This is a genomic window from Dellaglioa sp. CoH-57-MRSF-18, assembly GCF_056781995.1.
Map to the genome: position 1 here is coordinate 1 of NZ_JBXAXX010000051.1, position 552 is coordinate 552.

1 protein-coding gene is annotated in these 552 nt (G+C 51.3%); it reads right to left on the reverse strand.

Annotated elements, in window-relative coordinates:
* Positions 1 to 552: hypothetical protein (locus AC1RPG_RS07985; RefSeq protein ID WP_481762466.1), on the reverse strand; the 552-nt coding region annotated here is incomplete at both ends.

Below are 552 nucleotides of genomic sequence, written 5' to 3' on the forward strand. Positions count from 1 at the left end.
TAGCTGGGTAATGGCCTGAGCGGCTTGCGCGTAGTTATAAGTTCCTGTGAACTGAAGTATGCTATCCACGTAGGCCGTTACCTTGGTGCTAGCGCCGTTAATCTGGATTGAGGCTTCAATCCAGTGATAGCCATCACCAAGGTACGTGGTGCCGGTAGCCAAAGGTGTTGTACTGGTGTATGTGCCGTTCCGCAGTGTTAGGTAATTACCGTCGAAGTCCAAAATCTGGGCACCATTAGAGGCCAGTCCGATATTGACGAGGCCGCCATAGCCGAAGTCACTGTCCTTGCCTCCGGATAGTCCACACTTCCACCAGCCGCCGATATAAAACGTAGCGCCTGACGCGATATTCACATCGCAGCGAACGGCCGAAGCATAACCAACCGAAATAGAACTAATGGCTTTGCCCCCGTACTTACCGGATGAGCTAAGTAGTTGAGGACCGCCATTATTAGATGTCCTAAACACTTTGTATTTGCCGGAACCTGTCACGTCAGACGTAGTGGTGTAAGCGTCCCAGCCCTCGCTGAACAAGAGTGCCATTTTTGAATC